This is a genomic window from Serratia entomophila (assembly GCF_021462285.1).
Lineage (GTDB): Bacteria > Pseudomonadota > Gammaproteobacteria > Enterobacterales > Enterobacteriaceae > Serratia > Serratia entomophila.
In genome coordinates, this window is sequence record NZ_CP082787.1 from 4,795,861 (window position 1) to 4,812,905 (window position 17,045).

Genomic DNA, 17,045 nt, shown 5'->3' on the forward strand with positions numbered 1-17,045 from the left:
GTTTTGCCGCATAACAAACTCCAGCGCCTATGCACTTATAATTTGTCACCTTTTTCTCCGGAACTGCCGGTGATTAAAGGCGTCATAGTTGCGCGGCCGTGCGGTTTGGGCTGCACGTCCAACGGATTTTAGCGCCCCCCGCGATTGGATTGGCGCACACCGATTTTGATGCCATTAAGGAAAAAAACATGAAAAAACGCATTGCGATTATTGCCGGCGCGGTGAGCATGGCGCTCACGCTGTCGGCCTGTACCACCAACCCCTACACCGGCGAATCAGAAGCCGGTAAATCCGGCATCGGCGCAGGCATCGGCGCCGCCTTGGGCGCCGGCGTCGGCGTGCTGTCCTCCTCCAAAAAAGACCGCGGCAAAGGCGCGCTGATCGGCGCGGCCGCCGGTGCGGCGCTGGGCGGCGGCGCGGGCTATTACATGGACGTGCAGGAAGCCAAGCTGCGCGACAAGATGAAAGGCACCGGCGTCAGCGTAACCCGTCAGGGCGACAATATCGTGCTGAATATGCCGAACAACGTGACCTTCGACAGCAGCAGCGCCACCCTGAAACCGGCGGGCGCCAATACCCTGACCGGCGTCGCCATGGTGCTGAAAGAGTACCCGAAAACCGCGGTTAACGTGGTTGGTTACACCGACAGCACCGGCTCCCGCACGCTGAACATGAACCTGTCGCAACAGCGCGCCGACGGCGTCGCCAGCGCGCTGATAACCCAGGGCGTCGCGGCAAACCGCATTCGCACCTCCGGTGCCGGCCCGGACAACCCGATCGCCTCCAACAGCACCGCGGAAGGCAAGGCGCAAAACCGCCGCGTCGAGATCACCCTCAGCCCGCTGCAGTAATCCCGTGCGGCGGGGCGCTACGCCCCGCCGTCTCATCTTCTTACGCCATTCAACATTCCCGGCTCCGCGCCCGGTGTGATAGTCTCCTTGGCAATTAACCAGGGGAGATCGGCTGTGAGCAGTGTGAAAGCGATGCGTGCTTCAGGGCGCGCCACCATCAGCGATGTGGCAAAAACCGCCAAAACCGGCAAGACCAGCGTGTCGCGCTACCTGAATGGCGAGCAGCATCTGCTTTCTGACGATCTCAAACGGCGCATCGAGCAGGCTATCCAGCAGCTCGACTATCGGCCAAGCCAGATGGCGCGCAGCCTGAAGGGCGGCCAAACGCGGCTGATTGGCCTGATCCTCGCCGATATCACCAACCCCTATTCGGTCGACGTGATGCGCGGCATCGAAGCCGCCTGCCGCCAACATGGCTTTACCCTGCTGGTGTGCAACACCAACAACGAGGTCAACCAGGAGCAGCATTACCTGCAGCTGCTCAGCAGCTATCGGGTAGAGGGCATCGTGGTTAACGCGGTCGGCATGCGCGAAGAAGCGCTGTCGACGCTGCAGCAATCGATGCTGCCAATGGTGCTGATCGACCGTAAAATCCCCGACTTCGCCTGCGACGTGGTGGGCCTGAACAACCACGAAGCGGCGACCACCGCCACCGAACACCTGCTGCAGCAGGGTTTTGAGGCGATCCTGTTTCTCAGCGAACCGATCGGCACGGTCAATACCCGGCTGGAGCGTCTGCACGCCTTCAATCAAACCATGGCCAAACACTCCGGGCTGCTGGCCGAACAGGCGGAAATCCCGCTCAACGACCAAGCGCAGCTGGAGCAGGTGCTGAGCGATTTCAGCGGCCGCCATCGCGGCATGCGCAAGGCGGTGATCTCGGCCAACGGCGCACTGACGCTGCAGGTGGCGCGCGCCATGCGCCGGTTGGGCATCCAGTGGGGCGGCGATATCGGCCTGCTGGGGTTCGATGAGCTGGAATGGGCCGAACTGGCGGGCGTCGGCATCACGACGCTGAAACAACCGACCTACCGGATGGGCCATGCGGCGTTGGAGCAGCTGGTGCAACGCATTCAGGGTCTGGATACGCCTATCGGCGAACAGATGTTCTCCGGCGAACTTATCGTGCGCGGCTCCACCACCCGCTAACCTCCCACAATGGGCGCGCTCTGCGGCGCTCCCTCCCTCTCGCCTAAGATTTGCGGCTATTTTTTGCGCAGCTTCGTGATTGCGATCATATTTTTACACTCTGTCGCTTTTGATTGGAACCGGTTCCATTTAACGTACCGGTAACAGCATCGGTGGCAGCAACGCCGCCTCAGGAGCAAAAATGAAAAAAGAAATTATCGTGGTGACCGGCGCATACGGCACCGATACCGTCCACCAGCACGGCGGGCAGGCCGCTTTACTGCCGATCATCGCCGGCGCGGGCGCCGACGGCGTGGAAATTCGCCGTGAACTGTTTTCCGAACCGGAGCTGGCCACCCTGCCGGCCCTGGCGCAGGAGATTGAACGCCAGCAGCTGTTCGCCGTCTATTCCGCCCCTGAGGCGCTGTTTACCGAACAACACGCACTCAATCCCAACCTGCCGGCGCTGCTGGCCGAGGCCCAGACGCTGAATGCGCGGCAGCTGAAGCTGTCCCTCGGCCACTATCAGCCGGGCTTTGACTTCACCGAGCTGAAGGTGGCGTTGGAACAACACCCGGTCAAGCTGGTTGTGGAAAACGACCAAACGCCGGACTGCGGCATCCTGTCGCTGCTGAACGCCTTCTTCCACGCGGCGGAAGATAACCATCTGCCGGTCAGCATGACCTTCGATATGGCCAACTGGCACTGGGTGGGGCAAGACGCCTTCGCCGCCGCGGAACGCCTGGCGCGCCACGTCAGCTATGTGCACGTTAAAGCCGCCACTCAAGGCCCGCGCGGCTGGCGCGCAATCGCGCTGGACGATACCGACGGCAGCTGGCGCGATCTGCTGGCCCGCCTGCCGCAGGAGGCGCCGCGCGGCATCGAGTTCCCGCTGCAGGGCGACAGCCTGGAAGAGGTCACCCGTCACTACGTTAACCTTCTGCGTGCGGAGTAAGCATGATGACAATGCTGACAACGGCGCCTGACGCGCCATTAGACGTGGTCACGCTGGGTGAAGCCATGGCGATGTTCGTGGCGACGCAAACCGGCGATCTGGCCGAGGTGGAAAGCTTCACCAAACGCATCGCCGGCGCCGAGCTGAATGTGGCGATTGGCCTGTCCCGCCTGGGACTGAACGTGGGCTGGGTCAGCCGGGTCGGCAACGACGCGTTCGGCCGCTTTACTCTGCAGCAGCTGAAAAAAGAGGGCATCAACCACCGGCAGGTAACGGTCGACGGCCGCTACCCGACCGGTTTTCAGATCAAGTCCAAAACCACGGATGGTACCGATCCCAATGTGGAGTACTTCCGCAAAGGCTCCGCGGCCAGCCACCTGTCGACCGCCGATTTCAACCGCGACTACTTCGGTTCCGCGCGCCATCTGCACCTGAGCGGCGTAGCGGCGGCGCTGTCCGGCCAGTCGCTGGCGCTGTGCCACCATGCCGCCCGCGAAATGCGCGCCATGGGCAAAACCATTTCCTTCGACCCCAACCTGCGGCCGGTGCTGTGGTCCAGCCAACAGGTGATGATCGAGCAGCTGAACCAGCTGGCGTTCGCCGCCGACTGGGTGCTGCCGGGGTTGAAAGAGGGGCAGATCCTCACCGGGCAATCCACGCCGGAGGGCATCGCCGATTTCTATCTGGAACGCGGCGTGCAGGCGGTGATCATCAAAACCGGCCCGGACGGCGCCTGGTTTAAAACCGCCGCCGGCGATCGGGCCGCGGTAGACGCCATCAAGGTCGACAACGTGGTGGATACCGTCGGCGCAGGAGACGGCTTTGCCGTCGGTACCCTCAGCGCCCTGCTGGAAGGCAAAACGCTGAAACAGGCAGTGCAGCGCGGCAACAAAATCGGTTCGCTGGCGATCCAGGCCATCGGCGACAGCGAAGGATTGCCGACCCGCACGGCGCTGGCTGAATAACAATAAAAAAACGACTTCTCCGCAAGACGTCAGCCTCTGGCCCTACAACCAGATCGCGTCGGGAGAGCCTCTATCCCAACGGCTTTTACGTTGCAGTATGAAAGGCGTTGGGTATGCAACACCACTGAAGGAATCTGAACATGAATAAAGCGACTATCGCGGCCAAACGCTGGTGGTACATCATGCCCATCGTGTTTATCACCTACAGCCTGGCCTATCTCGATCGCGCCAACTTCAGCTTTGCCTCGGCCGCCGGCATCAACGACGATCTGGGCATCACCAAAGGCATGTCCTCGCTGCTGGGCGCACTGTTTTTCCTCGGTTATTTCTTCTTCCAAATTCCCGGCGCGATCTATGCCGAACGCCGCAGCGTGAAAAAGCTGATCTTCTGGTGCCTGATCCTGTGGGGCGGCTGCGCCTCGCTGACCGGCGTGGTGAGCAATATCCCGATGCTGGCCGCCATCCGCTTTATTCTCGGCGTGGTGGAAGCCGCGGTGATGCCGGCGATGCTGATCTACATCAGCAACTGGTTCACCAAATCGGAGCGCTCACGCGCCAACACCTTCCTGATCCTCGGCAACCCGGTGACGGTGCTGTGGATGTCGGTGGTGTCCGGCTACCTGATCCACGCCTTCGGCTGGCGCGAAATGTTTATCATCGAAGGCATTCCGGCGGTGATCTGGGCTTTCTGCTGGTGGGTGCTGGCGAAAGACAAACCGGCGCAGGCCAAATGGTTGAACGAAGAAGAAAAACTGGCGCTGCAGCGCCAGCTGGATGAAGAACAGAAAGGCATCAAAGCGGTGCGCAACTACGGCGAAGCCTTCCGCTCGCGCAACGTGATCCTGCTGTGCGCGCAATATTTCGCCTGGAGCATCGGCGTATACGGCTTCGTGCTGTGGCTGCCGTCTATCCTGCGCAGCGGCATGCAGATGGGCATGGTGGAAGCCGGCTGGCTGTCTGCGGTGCCTTATCTGGCGGCGACTATCGCCATGATCGTCGTGTCCTGGGCCTCCGACAAACTGCAAAACCGCAAGCTGTTCGTCTGGCCGCTGCTGCTGATCGGCGCGCTGGCGTTCTTCGGTTCTTATGCCGTCGGCCCCAACCATTTCTGGATTTCCTACGGCCTGCTGGTGATCGCCGGCGCGGCGATGTACGCCCCGTACGGCCCGTTCTTCGCCATCATCCCGGAAATGCTGCCGAAAAACGTCGCCGGCGGCGCGATGGCGCTAATCAACAGCATGGGTGCGCTCGGCTCGTTCTTCGGCTCCTGGTTCGTCGGCTATCTGAACGGCGCCACCGGCAGCCCGGCCGCATCCTATATGTTTATGGCCATCGCGCTGGTGGCGGCGGTGGTGCTGACGCTGATCGTCAAGCCCGCCCGCAACGAGGTTCAGCCGCAACTGGCTTGATTTGGTTATACTTTATTTATATCTAACCCAATGGATGTTCGTGATGAAGCCTTCTATCGTATTGTACAAAAGCCTTCCCGCCGACCTGCGCGAGCGGCTGGAACAGCACTTTACCGTGCACGCCTTCGACGGCCTGAACCCGGATAACCGCGACGCGCTGCGCCAGGCGTTGCAGCAGGCGGAGGGGATCATCGGTTCCGGCGGTAAAATCGACGAGGCATTCCTGCAGCAGGCGCCCAAGCTGCGCGCGGCCTCCACCATTTCCGTCGGCTACGACAACTTCGACGTCGCGGCGCTCAACGCCCGTAACGTGCTGCTGATGCACACGCCAACGGTGCTGACCGAAACCGTCGCCGACACCATCATGAGCCTGGTGCTGGCCACCGCGCGCCGCGTGGTGGAAGTGGCCGACCGGGTGAAAGCCGGTGAATGGCAGGGCAGCATCGGCCCGGACTGGTTTGGCGTCGACGTGCACCATAAAACCATCGGCATCCTGGGCATGGGCCGCATCGGCCTGGCGCTGGCGCAGCGCGCGCACTTCGGTTTCGGCATGCCGGTGCTGTACAACGCCCGCCGCACTCACGCAGAAGCCGAGGAGCGCTTCAACGCCCGCCGCTGCGATCTGGACACCCTGCTGGCCGAGTCCGACTTCATCTGCATTACGCTGCCGTTGACCGACGAGACCTTCCACCTGATCGGCCGTGAACAACTGGCGAAGATGAAAAAGAGCGGCATATTGATCAACGCCGGCCGCGGCCCGGTGGTTGATGAACAAGCGCTGATTGAGGCATTGCAAAACGGCACCCTTCACGCCGCCGGGCTGGATGTGTTCGAGAAAGAGCCGTTGCCGGCGTCTTCAGCGCTGCTGACGCTGCCGAACGTGGTGGCCCTGCCGCATATCGGCTCGGCCACCCATGAAACGCGCTACGGCATGGCGGAATGTGCGGTGGATAATTTGATCGCCGCGCTGAGCGGCACGGTGAAAGAAAACTGCGTGAATCCGCAGCTGCTGCAGCGGTGATTTAACGGGGCCGGTTATCTGCGGATAGCCGGCTCGAATTGTCTTCCGGCATAGCGCCGCGCCGCGGGTGAAACAGCGCCTGCAGCTGGTGCTCTTCGGCGAAGTCTCGCAGTTCGGCTTCCTGAATCGCCTGCACGATCTCTTCCCGCCATCCTTTATCCGTCATTCGTCGTCTCCTTATTCCGTTGAACGCATCCAATCTGACCCAGGACGCGCATAAAACCAAGCGGTATCTGTCCGAAAAAGCTCCCCCTGCGCCCTCCTCCCCTAAAAATTAGCGGCGGGATGAGGCCGTTTTTTTCGCCTTTGTCACACTGAGCGCTACCTTAGGATAGATACGCTTCCCGCCGCACGTAAGGAGAGCCATGAAACGCCCGATCCTTCCTCTGTTAATGTTGCTGTCGCCGCCGGCAATGGCCGGCTGGGCGCTGCAAGGCCTGCCGGCTTTTGAGGAGCCCGCCGCCGGCCTGTTCGTCAGCCAGGCGACGCTGGCCAAAGGCCAACTGCCGCTGCAGCTGTATAAGGATCGGCAGTGCTGGCAGCCGACGACGGCGGTGAAGCTGAACCAGAGCCTGTCGCTGCAGCCCTGCGGTACAAATTCGCCGGTAAACTGGCGGCTGTTCCGCGACGGCGATTATCAGGTGCGGATCGATACCCGCAGCGGCACGCCGACGCTGCAGCTCAGCCTGAAGAGCGCGCCGCAGACCGCCGCGGCCGCCGTCACCCGCAGTTGCCCACGCTGGGACGGCAAGCCGGTGACGCTCGACGTCTCCGCCACCTTCGCCGAGGGCGAAACGCTGCGCGACTTCTATTCCGGCCAGACGGCGCAGGTGCGCCAGGGCAAAGTCACCCTGCAGCCGGCCGAGGGCAGCGGCGGGATGCTGCTGCTGGAACCCGCCGGGGTAAGCCAGCCGGCGGCCTTCAGCTGGCGCAACGCCACGGTGTATTTCGTGCTTACCGACCGCTTTGAAAACGGCAATCCCGCCAACGATCACAGCTACGGCCGCCGCAGCGACGGCATGCAGGAGATCGGCACCTTCCACGGCGGCGATCTGGCCGGCCTGACGCAGAAGCTGGATTACCTGCAGCAGCTCGGCGTCAACGCCCTGTGGATCAGTTCGCCTCTGGAACAGATCCATGGCTGGGTCGGCGGCGGCACCAAGGGCGATTTCCCGCACTACGCCTACCACGGCTACTACGCGCTGGACTGGACCCGGCTCGACGCCAATATGGGCAGCGAGCAGGATTTGCGCACGCTGGTCGAACAGGCGCACCGGCGCGGCATCCGCATACTGTTTGACGTGGTGGTGAATCACGTCGGTTACGCCACGCTGGCGGATATGCAAGAGTTCCGGTTCGGTTCGCTGTACCTCAAGGGCCAGGAGCTTGAAAAAACGCTGGGCAAACGCTGGAACGACTGGCGGCCTGGCCCCGGCCAAAATTGGCACAGCTTTAACGATGTCATCAACTTCAGCGACCAGGCAGGCTGGAGCAAATGGTGGGGGAAAAACTGGATCCGCACCGATATCGGCGACTACGACTCACCGGGCTATGACGATCTGACCATGTCGTTGGCTTTTCTTCCGGACATCAAAACCGAGGCGCCAGGCGCCAGCGGCCTGCCGCTGTTCTATCGCCACAAGCCCGACACCGCCGCACATGACATTCCCGGCGCCACCACCCGCGACTACCTGACCACCTGGCTCAGCCAGTGGGTGCGCGATTACGGCATCGACGGCTTTCGCGTCGATACCGCCAAACACGTGGAAAAACCGACGCTGGCGCTGCTGAAACAGCGCGCTGCGGCGGCGCTGGCGGCGTGGAAAGCCGAAAATCCGCAGCAGGCGCTGGACGATGCGCCGTTTTGGATGACCGGCGAAGCCTGGGGCCACGGCGTGATGAAAAGCGACTATTATCAGAACGGCTTCGACGCGATGATCAACTTCGATTTTCAGGACCAGGCGTCGCAGGCGCTGGGCTGCTTCGCAGATATCGACGCCACCTACCGCCAGATGGCCGATAAGCTGCAGGATTTCAACGTGTTGAGCTATCTCTCCTCGCACGATACCCGGCTGTTCTTCGCCGACGACGCCAAAGGCTCTCTGCCGCTGCAGCAGCGGGCGGCGGATCTGCTGCTGTTGGCGCCGGGGGCGGTGCAGATTTACTACGGCGATGAAAGCGGGCGGCCGCTGGGGCCAACGGGGTCTGACCCTCTGCAGGGTACCCGCTCCGATATGAACTGGCGCGAGATTGCGGGCGACAAAGCCCCGCTGCTGGCCCACTGGCAACGGCTTGGCCAATTCCGCGCCCGCCATCCGGCGATCGGCGCCGGGGTGCAGCAGCCGCTGCCAAACCCAGGCTACTACGCCTTCAGCCGCCGGCTCGGCGAAGACAGGGTGATGGTGGTGTGGGTTGGCGATCGGTCACAATAATCCAGAGGAATATGCTAACAAACGGCTATTGAGCAACCTTTATGCCCAGTAGCCGAATTGTCCGCCGCATTGCACCGGGGTTTGTCTGGCGGTATGGTGGGCCATTACCCGCTAAAAACATTACTGCTGCACCTATGACTTTTTCACTTTTCGGCGACAAATTTACCCGTTACGCGGGCATCACCCGCTTGATGGACGACCTGAACGAAGGCCTGCGCACCCCCGGTGCCATCATGCTCGGCGGCGGAAATCCCGCGCAGATCCCCGAGATGGAAAGCTACTTCAAACAGCTGTGCCAGGACATGCTCGATCAGGGCAAGCTGACCGAGGCGCTGTGCAACTACGACGGCCCGCAGGGCAAGGACGCACTGCTGAAAGCGCTGGCCAATATGCTGCGCGACGAGCTCGGTTGGCAGATCTCGCCACAGAATATTGCACTGACAAACGGCAGCCAAAGCGCGTTTTTCTACTTGTTCAACCTGTTCGCCGGCCGCTACGCCGACGGTTCACGCCGCCGCGTGCTGTTCCCGCTGGCGCCGGAATACATCGGCTATGCCGATGCCGGGCTGGACGAAGGGCTATTTGTTTCGGCCAAGCCGAACATCGAGCTGCTGCCGGAAGGCCAGTTCAAATATCACGTTGATTTTGAACACCTGAATATCGGCGACGATATCGGCATGATCTGCGTGTCGCGCCCAACCAACCCGACCGGCAACGTGATCACCGACGAAGAGCTGATGAAGCTCGATCTGCTGGCGCAACAGCGCAACATCCCGTTGGTTATCGACAACGCTTACGGCGTGCCCTTCCCCGGCATCATCTTCAGCGACGCCACGCCGTTGTGGAACCCGAACATCATTCTGTGCATGAGCCTGTCGAAGCTCGGTCTGCCGGGTTCGCGCTGCGGCATCGTGATCGCCGACGAGAAGGTGATCGGCGCGCTGACCAACATGAACGGCATTATCAGCCTGTCACCGGGCAGCATGGGGCCGGCGATGGCGGCGGAAATGATCGAACGCGGCGATTTGCTGCGCCTTTCCAACGAGGTGATCCGCCCGTTCTACAAACAGCGCGTGGAACACACCATCGAGATCATTCGCCGCTACCTGCCCCCGGAGCGCTGCCTGATCCACAAGCCGGAAGGGGCGATTTTCCTCTGGCTGTGGTTCAAGGATCTGCCGATCACCACCGAGCTGCTGTACCAGCGCCTGAAAAAGCGCGGCGTGCTGATGGTGCCTGGGCACTACTTCTTCCCGGGGCTGGAGCATGAGTGGCCGCACACCCACCAGTGCATGCGCATGAACTACGTGCCGGACCCCGAGAAGATTGAACGCGGGGTGGCGATCCTGGCGGAAGAGATCGAGCGCGCTCATCAGGAAGGCTGACCCGAGCCGTTTGAAAATCGACCGCGAAAGAGATGCGATGCATAACGCAACGGGGGAGGCCCATATGGACCTCCCCCGTATCATTATCGCCGTTTTAGACGGTTATTTGGCTTCCAGCTCCGGCGTGCCGCCGATGGCGATGCGTTGCGGCTGCAGCGCCTCCGGCACCTGACGCACCAGATCGATATGCAGCAGGCCGTTTTCAAATTTCGCTTCGGAAACCTGCAGGTGTTCCGCCAGGGTAAACGTCAGCTGGAATTCTTTGCACACCAGCCCCTGGTGCAGATACTCGACCTGTTTTTCCGGCGGGGTCGGCTTGCCGCTGACGGCCAGCCGCGGGCCTTCCACCTCGATATCCAACTCACTCTGCCGGAAACCGGCCAGCGCCAGGGAGATGCGATAATGGTTGTCGTCGCTTTTCTCAATATTGTAAGGCGGGAACCCCTGAGGTTCCTGACCACCCATAGAACTGGCTAATTTATCAAAACCAATCCATTGACGCAGAAGCGGGGATAAATCGTAATTACGCATAGGGACAACTCCTTCTATTTAAGCGAGATGTGTTTATTCAGCCCCCTGACGGCAGGCTAACGACTATTGCAGATTCACCGGCGCGACGTCGTGCCGGTAAAATAAGAATTATTTAATTTCTATGCGGCGCGGTTTTAGTGTTTCCGGCACGATGCGTTGCATATCGATATACAGCAGGCCGTTTTCCAGTTTGGCGCCCTTAATGTGAATATGTTCGGCCAGCTGGAATTTACGCTCAAAATTTCGCTCGGCAATGCCTTGATACAGGTAAGTTTTTTCTGCCGGCTCATTATTATGGGCACCGCGTACAATCAGCAGATTGTCTTGCGTGGTGATCTCCAGCTCCTGCTCGGCAAACCCGGCCACCGCAATGGCGATACGATAATGATTTTCATCCACCAGCTCGACGTTATAAGGGGGATAGCCGCCGTTACCCTGGCTTTGTCCAGCCTCCAACGCATTAAACAGACGGTCAAAACCGATCGCGGAACGGTATAGCGGGGAAAGATCAAAGTTGCGCATAAAACGGCCTCCTAAGGCACTTCAGCGAGGTTTTAATAAATAAGCCTTCCACTCTGGACAGGCTAATTGGCCAGAATTCCCTTACGGCAAATTCTTAATTTGGCCTTGCTAACAAAATGGGGGTCAGTTTCATCATTTCAAGCCGACGGCAGGCAAAAAATTGACAATCAATGCTGCGAATGTTTTTTTATCACTTACACTAAAGTGAGAGAACCGCCACAGAGCGGGACTTTACTTCTTTTAAAACATCAACGGGATGTTATAAATCAGGATATTTTAGGGGCACAGCAACCCTGCAGGATGGATTAATGACAACGATAAAAGTGATAGCGACCAGCTGCATGCTGTTAGCGACCAGCGGTTGCTCCAGCGTAATGAGTCATACCGGCCCGAATCAGGGCTACTATCCCGGCACCCGCGCCAGCGTGGATATGCTGAAAGACGACAATACCAGTTGGGCGATGATGCCGCTGGTGGCGTTGGACCTGCCCTTCTCGGCGGTGATGGACACCGTGCTGCTGCCTTACGACTACCTGCGCTCCGGCAGCGACGGCACGGCAGACTCCCCGAAAGCGCGCATCCTGCGCAGCGAACAGCAAAACCTGGCGACCACCGGCAATCCGGGCCAGGGCGCCGATACCACGACCCACTAATTTTGCCGGCAGCGGGCGGCGTATCGCCCGCCGCCGCAACGCCTAGGCTTCAGCGACAAAAATCTGGCTGAAGCCCGCGACTTCACGCATAAACGCCACTTTTTTACCATCAGGCGAAAACACCACCGCGTCGCCCGACGGCGGCTGCACGCTGCGCTGCGTCAAACGCCGCATGCGCCCGCCGGCGATATCGCACAGCATCACGCTGTTGTCGCTCACCAGCGCCACCCTGTCGCCCTGCGGGTGCCAACTGAACGCCGACTGCACGCCATGCTCACTGCGGGTGACCTGGCGCGGTTCGCCGCCGTTCGGCGACACCGTCCACAGTTGCACCACGCCGTTATCGTCTTTCATCAGGAAAGCTATCTGGCTGCCGTCCGGCGAGCTGCGCAGCCAGTGGCGAGGCGCGGTGGCCACGCCGGGGTAGCGCCGCCCGCCGGTAAAGGTCAGGCGCCGTTGGCGCACCCCGAGCGGCGGAGCCGGCAAGCCGTGCTCGGTGCCCTGAATCGGCCGCCCGCCCGCTTTGGCGTAGTCGGCGTCGTGGTGCGGCAAATCGACTATAAACACCTCCGGCAGCTTCTCGCCGGCGGCCGACAGCGTGTCGCCGATAAACGCCAGCGCCCAGCGTTGCCGCTGGCCGTCGGGCTTCAGGTAGCCATTGCCGCCAATCCAGCCTTCCTCATAGGCGCGCGTGATCTGATCGCTGCCCGGCTGCGGTTGCGGCGTGGTCTCGCTGACCAGCACGCAATAATGGCTGCCGTCGTATTCACGCGGATGCTGCTTGGGTGGATTCACCCCCTGCAGCGGCACGGCAATGCCGACGTTGCGCAGATCCAGCGCCGGATCGCGCTCATGCATCACGTGGTCGTTATAGGTAAAGCTAAGCCGGCTGCCGTCCGGGCTGAATACGTGCACATGGCTGCCGCCGCGCAGCGCGCCGGGAGTGTAAGGCGCGGTAATGTCCAGCGCATCGAGGGTGATGGCCAACTCGCGGTCCGGTTCGCTGACGATCACCCCGCGGCGATGGTGAAAATCGTAATGCCAGGCGCTGTCCGGGTGTTCCGGGCCATGGATAAAGACGTAACGGGCAGGCGCATCGGGGCTGACGGTGACCACGCCGACGTGCGCGCCGTGCTGGGCGCGGTACACCACCTCGACCTCGCCGCTGGCGACATTGACCCGCTCGATGCTCAGGCCGGTGAAGGAAGCGCCGCTCGGGCGCACGTCGTAGGCCAGCCACTGGCTGTCCGGCGTCCAGACGTTGATGTTGGTTAACTGATGTCCTCGCGGATCGAAAGTCAGCTGTGTTTCCCGATGGCTCATGGCGGCTCCCCTGCGCATGCTGGCACGAGCCGCCATCTTACCGGATCGGCCGGCGCGTTTCATTGCGCCGGCCGGGGATGGGAAAAGATTAGTTTTTCAGGCTGCCGAATTCGTCCTTGGCCTTTTGCAACTGGGCGATAAAGGCGGGTTCGGCATGCAAACGCGCCACGATGGCCGACGCCACCATGCGCGCCGCAGTCACGTCGCTTTGCCAGTGATAACCGCAGATAACCCGGCTTTGGCCCATATCATAGCCGCGCTGCAGGATTTCGCCCTGCCTGGCGGGGTTGATTTCAGCCAGCACCAGCGCGGTCGCCCAGCCGATGGTGGTATGCCCGGAAGGGTAAGAACCGTTCTTCGACAGGGTGCTTTCTTCGTCCGGCCGGCAGGTCGATTCGTTATAAAAAGCAAAAGGACGAATGCGCATATAGTGATTTTTTGCGCTGCGGGTCGCCAGATCGCCGGCGTCTTCACGCATTTTCATCACCAGCTTAAACAGCTCCGGCGCTTTCTGCTGGGTTATTTCCACGCCGAAGGCGTTGGAAAATGCGGCGGCGACGCCGTCTCCGGCAACGTGGGCGTCATCATAAGCCTGCTTGCCCCTGGCGGTATTGCGCACTATTTTCCCGGCGTCGTATTGCGCCTTGTCATTAAGGAAATCAATGCTGTCCATCGCCGGTGGCGGCGGCAGCAATGCCAGGCTATCTATGGACTGCGACTCTTGCAGAAAATACACCTCAGGCTGGGTGGTGACATCTTTGGCGGCAAATGAAAACGGCGTTAACGCGGCACTGGTTAACGCGGCTAATAATATTTTTTTCATATTTATTCCCTAATTAAAATAATTAATTTTGATGCGACTTCCTTGAAGCAAATAATTTAAAGATATGGCCGGTTAACTATAAATTAATAAGAACTTTTCACCTCAATAGCGATCACAGAACGCAACATTGCTTTTCTGACCGAATCTGGGGTTTACAAAGAATACTAAAAAGTACAAACTGGATTTTTAAGTCTACAAACAACCGCCTACAGGAGCCGGTATGAGCCACCTCTTCGATGCCATCGTTTCCGCCCATCAACAGCTGCGCCCACAGGTTTCCGTGACCCCGCTGGAGCGCAGCGTGCTGCTCTCGCAGCAGCTGGGCTGCGAGCTGTATCTGAAATGCGATCACCTGCAACCGACCGGTTCCTTCAAATTCCGCGGTGCCAGCAACAAGCTGCGGCTGCTGAACGACGAACAGCGCCGCCGCGGCGTGATTGCCGCCTCCTCCGGCAATCACGGCCAGGCCATGGCGCTGGCGGGCCGGCTGATAGGCGTGAGCGTAACGGTATACGCGCCGGAAACCGCGGCGGCGGTCAAGCTTGAGACCATCCGCGCGCTGGGCGGCCAGGTGGAGCTGGTGCCGGGCGATGCGCTGAACGCCGAACAGGCGGCCGAGAAAGCCGCCCATGAACAAGGCAAGGTCTATGTCTCCCCCTATAACGACGAGCAGGTGATTGCCGGCCAGGGAACCTGCGGCATGGAGCTGGTTGAGCAGCAGCCCGATCTGGATGCGGTATTCGTGGCGGTGGGCGGCGGCGGCTATATTTCCGGAATAGGCACCGTTCTGAAGCGATTGTCGCCAAAAACGCAGCTTATTGCCTGCTGGCCGGAGAACGCCACCAGTATGTACAGCGCGCTGGAGGCCGGCCATATCTTCCCGGTGGACGAACAAGATACCCTGTCCGACGGCACCGCCGGCGGCGTCGGGCCAGACGCCCTGACCTTCCCGCTATGCCAGCGGCTGATCGATCGCAAAGTTTTAGTCAGCGAAGCGGAAATCAAAGCGGCGATGCGCCAGATAGCCGCCAGCGAACGCTGGATTATCGAGGGCGCGGCCGGGGTGGCGCTGGCGGCGGCGATCCGGCTGGCGCCGGAATTCCAGGGTAAGAAGGTGGCGGTGGCGCTGTGCGGTAAAAACATCGTGCTGGAGAAATACCTCAAGGCAATCGCCGATGAAGACCGTTAACCGCCGGCAGATCCTCGAGGTTTTCGATGCCGATAGCCTCACCTTACTGCAAAAAGAAGGCTTTATCGCCCATTCACAGCAGCGGGTGCAGCAGCCTCCGGTGCAGCATTTCCTGTTCGCGCAGGCCGGCGGCGACTGCTGCGTCAAATCCGCCTGGCAGGAGGGGGATGAGCAGTTTGTCATCAAGGTTTCCACCGGCTTTTATCGCAACCCGGCGCAGGGGCTGGCCAGCAATCAGGGGCTGATGATGGCCTTTTCCGCCCAGACCGGCGAGCCGCAGACGCTGCTGCTGGACGAGGGCTGGCTGACGGCGCTGCGCACCGCGCTGGCCGGGCGCATCGCCGCCGAACTCTGCGCCCCGCCAAATATTCAGGCAATCGGCATTATCGGCTGCGGCATGCAGGCCAGGCTGCAGCTGCAGCAGCTGAAAGCGGTGACCGCCTGCCGCGAGGCGTGGCTATGGGGCCGCAGCGAGCCGGCGCTGCGCGCCTTTCGGCGCGACGCCGAAGCCGAGGGCTTTCGGGTGCAGATTACGCAGGATGCGGCGCAGCTGGCGGCACACTGCCAACTGATAGTCACCACCACCCCCAGCCGCGAGCCAATTCTGCAGGCGGCGGACATCCGGCCCGGCACCCATATCACCGCGGTGGGCGCCGACGCCGACGGCAAACAGGAGCTGGCGACCAATCTGGTGGCCAAAGCGGATGTCATTGTGGTCGACGCGCTATCGCAATGTTCGCAATACGGCGAGATAGCCACGGCTTATCGCCAGGGTTTGCTGGCATCGACGCCGATCGTCGAACTGGGCGCCGCGCTGCAGCAGGGGGGAAAGGCACGCAGCGACCCGCAGCAGATCACCCTGGCCGATTTAACCGGGCTGGCGATTCAGGACGCACAGATAGTGAAAGGCATTTTAGCCGCGCTGTGAAGGGGCGCCAAAGCGCCCCGCCGGAATCAGGCGTTGAGCACAAACTTCTCGATGGCGCGCGCCACGCCGTCTTCGGTATTGGTGGTGGTGACAAACTGCGCCACCGCCTTCAGTTCGGGAATGGCGTTGCCCATCGCCACCCCGAGGCCGGCGTACTCGATCATCGCCGTGTCGTTAGCCTGATCGCCCAGCGTCATCACGTTTTCCCGCGCCACGCCGAGATGCTCGGCCAGCATTCTGACGCCGGCGCCCTTATCGACGTTTTTGTGCAGAATTTCAAGGAAATAAGGTGCGCTCTTCAGGATAGTGTAACGCTCCCGTGTCTCGGCGGGAATGTGCGCAATGGCGCGATCCAGCAGCTCCGGCTCGTCGATCATCATCACCTTCGGGAAGCGGATCTGGCGATCCATCTCCTCCACGCTGCGGTATTTCAACGGGATACCGGTCATTTCCGACTCGTGCACGGTGTATTTGCCGATATCTTTGTTCGGGGTGTACAGGGTATCGAAATCGAATGCCTGGAAGTGGACGCCAAACTCCCGCGCCATCTGCTCAAAATGAAGGTAGTCCTCGAAGCCCAGGGTTTCCTGCAGGATGCAGGCGCCGTCGACCGCCTGCAGCACCAGAGCGCCGTTATAGGTAATGCAGTAATCACCAGGCCCCTGAATGTCCAACTGACGCAGGTAGTCCTGCACGCCGACGTAAGGCCGCCCGGTAGCCAGCACCACGTACACCCCTTTGCGGCGCGCTTCGGTGATGGCCTGCTTTACCGCCGGCGTAATCTGGTGCTGCGGGTTGAGCAGCGTGCCGTCCATATCGATCGCAATCAGTTCAATAGCCATTCAAGCTTCTCCCAGTGGTTTTTTCCCATGCTAACGCGTTTCAGCCCGCGTTGTCAGCGCCAAAAAAGGCGTAAAAAAATCCGCGCAA

General features: G+C 60.8%; 17 protein-coding genes. 11 read left to right on the forward strand and 6 right to left on the reverse strand.

Going from position 1 to position 17,045, the window contains the following annotated elements:
• Nucleotides 1-188: 188 nt before the first annotated feature.
• The 6 genes from KHA73_RS22935 to ghrB all read left to right on the forward strand — a co-directional run bounded on the left by KHA73_RS22935 (nt 189) and on the right by ghrB (nt 6,329).
• The gene (locus tag KHA73_RS22935; RefSeq protein WP_234586989.1) at nt 189-851 is read left to right on the forward strand and encodes an OmpA family lipoprotein; all 663 of its coding nucleotides are present in this window, start codon (nt 189-191) and stop codon (nt 849-851) included.
• Between the two features lie 132 nt (nt 852-983).
• Nucleotides 984-2,000 carry a LacI family DNA-binding transcriptional regulator gene (locus tag KHA73_RS22940; RefSeq protein WP_234591374.1) on the forward strand — a complete coding sequence of 339 codons (1,017 nt, stop codon included), beginning with the start codon at nt 984-986 and terminating at the stop codon, nt 1,998-2,000.
• Between the two features lie 181 nt (nt 2,001-2,181).
• Entirely contained in the window at nt 2,182-2,934 is a 753-nt protein-coding gene (locus KHA73_RS22945) for a sugar phosphate isomerase/epimerase family protein (protein WP_234586991.1), read from the forward strand.
• Nucleotides 2,935-2,939: 5 nt separating this feature from the next.
• Nucleotides 2,940-3,899 (forward strand): sugar kinase, encoded by a 960-nt coding sequence (locus tag KHA73_RS22950; protein ID WP_234591376.1) that lies wholly within the window; start codon nt 2,940-2,942, stop codon nt 3,897-3,899.
• Nucleotides 3,900-4,039: 140 nt separating this feature from the next.
• Nucleotides 4,040-5,308, forward strand: coding sequence for an MFS transporter (locus tag KHA73_RS22955; RefSeq protein WP_234586993.1), 1,269 nt, complete (start codon nt 4,040-4,042; stop codon nt 5,306-5,308).
• Between the two features lie 43 nt (nt 5,309-5,351).
• Nucleotides 5,352-6,329, forward strand: coding sequence for a glyoxylate/hydroxypyruvate reductase GhrB (gene ghrB / locus KHA73_RS22960; protein WP_234586995.1), 978 nt, complete (start codon nt 5,352-5,354; stop codon nt 6,327-6,329).
• Nucleotide 6,330: 1 nt separating this feature from the next.
• Here ghrB and KHA73_RS22965 read toward each other — a convergent pair whose 3' ends face one another.
• On the reverse strand, nt 6,331-6,495 hold the full coding sequence (locus KHA73_RS22965; protein WP_234586996.1) for a hypothetical protein: 165 nt from the start codon (nt 6,493-6,495) through the stop codon (nt 6,331-6,333).
• A gap of 199 nt (nt 6,496-6,694) precedes the next feature.
• Here KHA73_RS22965 and KHA73_RS22970 point away from each other — a divergent pair, with 199 nt between their 5' ends.
• Together KHA73_RS22970 and KHA73_RS22975 are read left to right on the forward strand one after the other, a co-directional pair.
• A complete protein-coding gene (locus KHA73_RS22970) occupies nt 6,695-8,761 on the forward strand; it encodes an alpha-amylase (RefSeq protein WP_234586997.1) in 2,067 nt (688 codons plus the stop codon).
• A 134-nt stretch (nt 8,762-8,895) separates the two neighbouring features.
• Entirely contained in the window at nt 8,896-10,146 is a 1,251-nt protein-coding gene (locus KHA73_RS22975; RefSeq protein WP_234586998.1) for a valine--pyruvate transaminase, read from the forward strand.
• A 102-nt stretch (nt 10,147-10,248) separates the two neighbouring features.
• Here the strand turns inward: KHA73_RS22975 and ibpB are convergent, their stop codons facing one another.
• Entirely contained in the window at nt 10,249-10,677 is a 429-nt protein-coding gene (ibpB, locus tag KHA73_RS22980; RefSeq protein ID WP_234586999.1) for a small heat shock chaperone IbpB, read from the reverse strand.
• Between the two features lie 108 nt (nt 10,678-10,785).
• Complete coding sequence (gene ibpA, locus KHA73_RS22985) at nt 10,786-11,199, reverse strand: small heat shock chaperone IbpA (protein ID WP_234587001.1); 414 nt, start codon at nt 11,197-11,199, stop codon at nt 10,786-10,788.
• Nucleotides 11,200-11,507: 308 nt separating this feature from the next.
• Here ibpA and KHA73_RS22990 point away from each other — a divergent pair, with 308 nt between their 5' ends.
• A complete protein-coding gene (locus KHA73_RS22990) occupies nt 11,508-11,852 on the forward strand; it encodes a YceK/YidQ family lipoprotein (protein WP_234587003.1) in 345 nt (114 codons plus the stop codon).
• Between the two features lie 42 nt (nt 11,853-11,894).
• Here the strand turns inward: KHA73_RS22990 and KHA73_RS22995 are convergent, their stop codons facing one another.
• Entirely contained in the window at nt 11,895-13,175 is a 1,281-nt protein-coding gene (locus KHA73_RS22995) for a DUF3748 domain-containing protein (RefSeq protein WP_234587005.1), read from the reverse strand.
• An 88-nt stretch (nt 13,176-13,263) separates the two neighbouring features.
• Nucleotides 13,264-13,998 (reverse strand): acid phosphatase, encoded by a 735-nt coding sequence (locus tag KHA73_RS23000; protein WP_234587007.1) that lies wholly within the window; start codon nt 13,996-13,998, stop codon nt 13,264-13,266.
• A gap of 220 nt (nt 13,999-14,218) precedes the next feature.
• Between KHA73_RS23000 and KHA73_RS23005 the strand changes: the two genes are divergently transcribed.
• Both KHA73_RS23005 and KHA73_RS23010 read left to right on the forward strand, forming a co-directional pair.
• Entirely contained in the window at nt 14,219-15,187 is a 969-nt protein-coding gene (locus KHA73_RS23005) for a threonine/serine dehydratase (protein WP_234587008.1), read from the forward strand.
• On the forward strand, nt 15,174-16,115 hold the full coding sequence (locus tag KHA73_RS23010) for an ornithine cyclodeaminase family protein (RefSeq protein WP_234587010.1): 942 nt from the start codon (nt 15,174-15,176) through the stop codon (nt 16,113-16,115). The genes KHA73_RS23005 and KHA73_RS23010 overlap by 14 nt, the downstream gene beginning before the upstream one ends.
• 26 nt (nt 16,116-16,141) lie before the next feature.
• Here the strand turns inward: KHA73_RS23010 and yidA are convergent, their stop codons facing one another.
• Nucleotides 16,142-16,957 (reverse strand): sugar-phosphatase, encoded by an 816-nt coding sequence (gene yidA, locus KHA73_RS23015; protein ID WP_234587012.1) that lies wholly within the window; start codon nt 16,955-16,957, stop codon nt 16,142-16,144.
• Between the last annotated feature and the right edge of the window lie 88 nt (nt 16,958-17,045).

Bases quoted from the DNA above. Each gene is read 5' to 3' on its own strand.
- KHA73_RS22935 (WP_234586989.1), top strand. From the start codon at position 189: ATGAAAAAACGCATTGCGATTATTGCCGGCGCGGTGAGCATGGCGCTC.
- KHA73_RS22940 (WP_234591374.1), top strand. From the start codon at position 984: ATGCGTGCTTCAGGGCGCGCCACCATCAGCGATGTGGCAAAAACCGCC.
- KHA73_RS22945 (WP_234586991.1), top strand. From the start codon at position 2,182: ATGAAAAAAGAAATTATCGTGGTGACCGGCGCATACGGCACCGATACC.
- KHA73_RS22950 (WP_234591376.1), top strand. From the start codon at position 2,940: ATGACAATGCTGACAACGGCGCCTGACGCGCCATTAGACGTGGTCACG.
- KHA73_RS22955 (WP_234586993.1), top strand. From the start codon at position 4,040: ATGAATAAAGCGACTATCGCGGCCAAACGCTGGTGGTACATCATGCCC.
- ghrB (WP_234586995.1), top strand. From the start codon at position 5,352: ATGAAGCCTTCTATCGTATTGTACAAAAGCCTTCCCGCCGACCTGCGC.
- KHA73_RS22965 (WP_234586996.1), bottom strand. From the start codon at position 6,495: ATGACGGATAAAGGATGGCGGGAAGAGATCGTGCAGGCGATTCAGGAA.
- KHA73_RS22970 (WP_234586997.1), top strand. From the start codon at position 6,695: ATGAAACGCCCGATCCTTCCTCTGTTAATGTTGCTGTCGCCGCCGGCA.
- KHA73_RS22975 (WP_234586998.1), top strand. From the start codon at position 8,896: ATGACTTTTTCACTTTTCGGCGACAAATTTACCCGTTACGCGGGCATC.
- ibpB (WP_234586999.1), bottom strand. From the start codon at position 10,677: ATGCGTAATTACGATTTATCCCCGCTTCTGCGTCAATGGATTGGTTTT.
- ibpA (WP_234587001.1), bottom strand. From the start codon at position 11,199: ATGCGCAACTTTGATCTTTCCCCGCTATACCGTTCCGCGATCGGTTTT.
- KHA73_RS22990 (WP_234587003.1), top strand. From the start codon at position 11,508: ATGACAACGATAAAAGTGATAGCGACCAGCTGCATGCTGTTAGCGACC.
- KHA73_RS22995 (WP_234587005.1), bottom strand. From the start codon at position 13,175: ATGAGCCATCGGGAAACACAGCTGACTTTCGATCCGCGAGGACATCAG.
- KHA73_RS23000 (WP_234587007.1), bottom strand. From the start codon at position 13,998: ATGAAAAAAATATTATTAGCCGCGTTAACCAGTGCCGCGTTAACGCCG.
- KHA73_RS23005 (WP_234587008.1), top strand. From the start codon at position 14,219: ATGAGCCACCTCTTCGATGCCATCGTTTCCGCCCATCAACAGCTGCGC.
- KHA73_RS23010 (WP_234587010.1), top strand. From the start codon at position 15,174: ATGAAGACCGTTAACCGCCGGCAGATCCTCGAGGTTTTCGATGCCGAT.
- yidA (WP_234587012.1), bottom strand. From the start codon at position 16,957: ATGGCTATTGAACTGATTGCGATCGATATGGACGGCACGCTGCTCAAC.